The sequence below is a fragment of the Oerskovia sp. NPDC060287 genome (genome assembly GCF_042726775.1).
GTDB classification, from domain to species: domain Bacteria; phylum Actinomycetota; class Actinomycetes; order Actinomycetales; family Cellulomonadaceae; genus Oerskovia; species Oerskovia merdavium.
On record NZ_JBHXBO010000281.1, the window covers coordinates 1 to 4,855 of the forward strand.

At 70.9% G+C, this 4,855-nt stretch carries 3 protein-coding genes; 2 read left to right on the top strand and 1 reads right to left on the bottom strand.

The window, feature by feature from the left end:
- Positions 1 to 48: 48 nt before the first annotated feature.
- Positions 49 to 1,329 carry an extracellular solute-binding protein gene (locus ACFWFR_RS17435; protein ID WP_377623870.1) on the bottom strand — a complete coding sequence of 427 codons (1,281 nt, stop codon included), beginning with the start codon at positions 1,327 to 1,329 and terminating at the stop codon, positions 49 to 51.
- 238 nt (positions 1,330 to 1,567) lie between these two features.
- Here ACFWFR_RS17435 and ACFWFR_RS17440 point away from each other — a divergent pair, with 238 nt between their 5' ends.
- Both ACFWFR_RS17440 and ACFWFR_RS17445 read left to right on the top strand, forming a co-directional pair.
- Positions 1,568 to 2,611 (top strand): LacI family DNA-binding transcriptional regulator, encoded by a 1,044-nt coding sequence (locus ACFWFR_RS17440; RefSeq protein WP_318244355.1) that lies wholly within the window; start codon positions 1,568 to 1,570, stop codon positions 2,609 to 2,611.
- Positions 2,612 to 2,817: 206 nt separating this feature from the next.
- A complete protein-coding gene (locus ACFWFR_RS17445) occupies positions 2,818 to 4,623 on the top strand; it encodes a glycoside hydrolase family 13 protein (RefSeq protein ID WP_191800916.1) in 1,806 nt (601 codons plus the stop codon).
- Positions 4,624 to 4,855 lie beyond the last annotated feature (232 nt).

The window sequence follows — 4,855 nt, forward strand, 5'->3', positions numbered from 1 at the left end:
CGGCCTCACCGCGTACGACTCCACCGCCATCCACCACGCCCGCATCCCCTACGCCAAGGTCAAGGAGGTCACCGACACCCTCCTGACCTCCACCCACGCCGAACGCGCCGCTGCCTGGATGTCGGCGATCATCTTGTCCCAGGTGGGGATCGGGTCTGCGCCGTTGACGATGGCGGCCTCGGTCACGCCCCAGAAGCTCCACACGGAAGCCATCTCGGGGATCGAGGGCATCGGGACGGCGTCGGCACCGACGGCGCGGAAGCCGGCGATGATCGGGTCCTCGGCAGCGGCCTTGTCAGCCGAGACGGTGAGCGCCGGAGAACGGTTGCCCGCCTTGTAGAGGGCCGTCTGGGCCTCCTCGGTCGAGAGGAAGTTGACGAGGAAGTCGTTGGCGACGAGAGCGTTCTTGCTCTGGTTGCTCAGGTAGAAGCCCTGCACGCCCACGAACGGCTGAGCGGGCTGGCCACCGGCGCTGGGGACCGGGTCGATCGAGAGGTTCAGTCCCTCGAAGGACTCGATCATCCACGGGCCACCCACGATGAAGGGCGACTCGCCGTTCTTGAAGGCCTCGACCGCGATGTCGTACGTCGTGTCCTGGCTGAGGTTGCCTGCGGCACCCTGCGCGCCGAGCCACGTCGCGAACGCCTGGCCCTCGGGGCCGCCCATGGCGAGCTCGGAGGTGTAGGAGCCGTCAGCGTTCTGCGAGAACACCGGGGCACCGAACGACGTCTGGAAGGGGTAGTGCGTGTACGGGTCGCCCTTGGCGCCGTCCGACTGCACGAGGATCGGGAACTTGGTCCCGGCGGCCTGCCCTGCGGCGATGGCCTCGTCCCACGTGGCGGGGGCCGCGGGGGCGAGCGCGGTGTTGCGGATGAGCGCGATGTTCTCGATCGCGTAGGGCAGGCCGTAGACCTGGCCGTCCTGCGTGAAGGCCTCGATCGAGACCTTCTCGAACTCCGACGCCTTGTCACCCAGCTCGAGGGGCGCGACGACACCGTTGGTCGTGAACTCGCCGAGCCAGTCGTGCGCGCCGACGGTGATGTCGGGGCCCTTGCCGGTCGGGACCTGCGCGAGGAAGTCCGCGCGGATGTCGTCGAAGTTCTTGAGGACGACGTCCACCTTGGTGCCGTTCTCGGCCTCGAAGGCCTTCGCGGCGTCGGTGACCGCAGCCTGGCGGGTCTCGTCGACCCAGACCGTCAGCGCACCGGTCGAGCCGGTCGACTCGCCGGACCCCGCGGTGGTCTCGTCGTCTCCGCTGCCGCCGCCGGAGCAGGCAGTGAGCGCCAGCGTGGTGCCGAGCGCTGCGGCTAGAAGGATGCTCCGTCGCATCTGAGTCACTCCAAGCAATCGAGATGTCAGCCGAGGGTGGCGAACCTGCCTCCCTTGGCCCTGATGTGGACGACCGTACGACGTCGGGTAGCCATCGTGCAAGCGCTTGCGGTAACTTTCATGCAACGCTTTACACACAACGGCGAAACAGTCTCGTCGCACACAGTCGCCCGTCGAGAACCATCCGACCGGCGAGCAACCAGGACGAGGAGGTCCGGTGTCACCTACACTGCCCCACGTGCGTACCCGTCTCACAGATCTCGCCGAACAAGCCGGCGTCAGTACTGCGACGGTCTCGCGCGTCCTGAACGGGAAGGCCGGTGTCGCCAGCGAGACGCGCCAAGCGGTGCTCGCCGCGCTGGACCTTCTCGGCTACGAACGTCCCGAGAAGCTCCGCAACCGGTCCGCGGGCCTCGTCGGTCTGATCGTCCCGGAGCTGACGAACCCCGTCTTCCCCGCCTTCGCGCAGATCATCGAGTCGCTGCTCTCCGAGCACGGGTACACCCCCCTACTGTGCACGCAGTCGCCGGGGGGCACCACCGAGGACGAGTACGTGGAGATGCTCCTCGACCACGCGGTCGACGGCATCGTCTTCATCTCCGGCCTGCACGCCGACACGCAGGCGAGCCACGACCGCTACGAGCGCCTGCGCAGCCGCGGCATGCCGATCGTCCTGGTCAACGGCTACGCGCCGGGCGTGGACGCCCCGTTCGTCTCTCCCGACGACGTCGCGAGCGTCGAGCTCTCGGTGCGTCACCTCGAGTCGCTCGGCCACCGGAGGATCGGCCTCGCGATCGGGCCCGGCCGGTTCGTCCCCGCGCAGCGCAAGCTCGCCGGCTTCGCGGACGCGCTCGTGCGCCACGGGCTGGTCTCGGACGTCGCTGAGGCGGACGAGCACATCGTCGTGACCCTCTTCACGGTCGAGGGCGGGCAGGCCGCGGCCGGCGAGCTCATCGACTCGGGGCACACCGCGATCGTCTGCGGCTCGGACCTCATGGCGCTCGGCGCCATCCGGGCAGCACGTGCGCGGGGCCTGCGGGTCCCGGAGGACGTGTCGGTCGTCGGCTACGACGACTCGCCGCTCATCGCCTTCACCGACCCACCCCTGACCACGGTGCGCCAGCCCGTGGCCGCGATGGGGCAGGCGGCGATCAGCGCGCTGCTCACCGAGATCTCGGGCGACAGGGCTCCGCGTTCCGAGCTGCTGTTCCAGCCCGAGCTCATCGTGCGCGGCTCGACGGGCGCGGCACCGAGCCACCGACTCGACAACCCCCAGCCGTAAGCGCTTACACTCGGACGACGGCTCGTCGGGCCAGCCTCCTTCGACGGTCGCGCCCACGGTCCCCGTACCGGTGATCCTCCGGGCAACGACACGCCCGGTTTCAGCACGGACCGCCTCGCAGCACCAGGCGCCCCGGTCCGTCGATCGCCATCCCCAGAACGAGCTCCACCACGCCACACCCCGCACACAGTGAGGACCTGTACTCCATGTCTCGTATCGATTCGATCCCGGCTGCCGAGGTCGACTCCGCACCTGCACTGACCGCCACCCGGCTCGTCCACGCGGCCCACGAGGGCCCGGGCGAGTGGTGGCGCGACGCGGTCATCTACCAGGTGTACCCGCGCTCCTTCGCCGACGGGAACGGCGACGGGATCGGCGACCTGCCCGGCGTGACCGCCCGCCTGCCGCACCTCAAGGCGCTGGGGATCGACGCGGTCTGGCTCTCGCCGTTCTACCGCTCGCCGCAGAAGGACGCCGGCTACGACGTCTCCGACTACCGCGACGTGGACCCGTTGTTCGGCACGCTCGCCGACTTCGACGAGATGCTCGCCGCCGCCCACGAGATGGGCATCCGCGTCATCGTCGACGTCGTCCCGAACCACACCTCGGACCAGCACGCCTGGTTCCAGGAGGCGCTCGCCGCGCCCGAGGGCTCGCCCGAGCGCGCCCGCTACCTGTTCCGCGAGGGCAAGGGCGAGAACGGCGAGCTGCCCCCCAACAACTGGCAGTCGATCTTCGGCGGACCGGCATGGACCCGCGTGACCGCAGGCGCCGGCGCGCACGTCGTGACCGGTGCCGAGGGCGAGGTCCCGGGTCAGTGGTACCTGCACATGTTCGACTCGACCCAGCCCGACCTCGACTGGAACAACCCCGAGGTCCGCGCCGAGTTCGAGGACGTCCTGCGCTTCTGGCTCGACAAGGGCGTCGACGGCTTCCGCATCGACGTCGCGCACGGCATGGTCAAGCAGGACGGGCTGCCCGACTGGGACGGCTCGGTCTCCATGGTCGACGGCACCGACGCGGGCGCGCCCGAGGACGGCTCCACGGGTGCCGGCAACTCTGGCCCCATGTTCGACCAGGAGGGCGTGCACGACATCTACCGCGCCTGGCACAAGGTCCTGGCCGAGTACGACGGCGACCGTGCCCTCGTGGCCGAGGCCTGGGTCGAGCCGCTCTCGCGCCTGGCCCGCTACGTGCGCCCGGACGAGATGCACCAGGCCTTCAACTTCTCGTTCCTGACCACGGCCTGGGACGCCGCGCCCCTGCGCGCCGTCGTCGCCGCGTCGCTGCACGCTTCCGACGAGGTCGGCGCACCCACCACCTGGGTGCTCTCCAACCACGACGTGGTGCGTCACCCCTCGCGCCTGGGTCTGGCCGAGCCCGGCCTCCGGCCGAACGGGATCTTCGCGCACGAGCCCCAGCCCGACGAGGAGCTCGGCCTGCGCCGCGCCCGCGCCGCGAGCCTGCTCATGCTCGGCCTGCCGGGCAGCTCGTACCTGTACCAGGGCGAGGAGCTCGGGCTGCCCGAGCACACCTCGCTGCCGAACGACGTCCGCGAGGACCCCGCGTTCTTCCGCACCGAGGGCGCCGAGGCAGGCCGCGACGGCTGCCGCGTGCCGATCCCCTGGTCCGCCGAGGCCCCCGGCCTCGGGTTCGGCGCGACGGACAAGACCTGGCTCCCCCAGCCCGAGTCGTACAAGGCCCTCGCGGCCGACGCCCAGTACGGCGTGGCCGGCTCGACGTTCGAGATGTACAAGGCTGCGCTCGAGATCCGCAAGGCCGAGCACCTCGGGGCGGGCTCGCTCGCCTGGGTCGACGCCTACGCGGACTCCTCGGACGTCATCGCGTTCCGCAACGGCGACGTGGTGGTCCTGGCGAACCTGGGTTCCGAGCCCGTCGTCCTGCCGCACGGCGCGCAGGTGCTGGTCGAGAGCGGACCCACGTTCTCCGACCGCAGCGTCGACCCGCAGGTGCGCGTGCCCTCGGACACCACGGTGTGGTTCCGCGCGTGACCTGCGGCTCCCGCTAGCCCTCGCCTGCGCCCCGACCCTACCCGCGTCGCGGGCCGGTCGGGGAGCGGGAGTTGACTCAGGCGCGGAAGGTGAGGGCGCGCAGCCGGCCGGCGGCGGCCCGGTCGAGGAGGACGGCGGCGTCGCAGCCGCGCGGCGGGTCGCCCGCCTCCAGGGCGGCCAGCAGGCGGGCGACGGCGCGGCGGTGGCGCAGGAAGGCGTACCTGCTGACGCC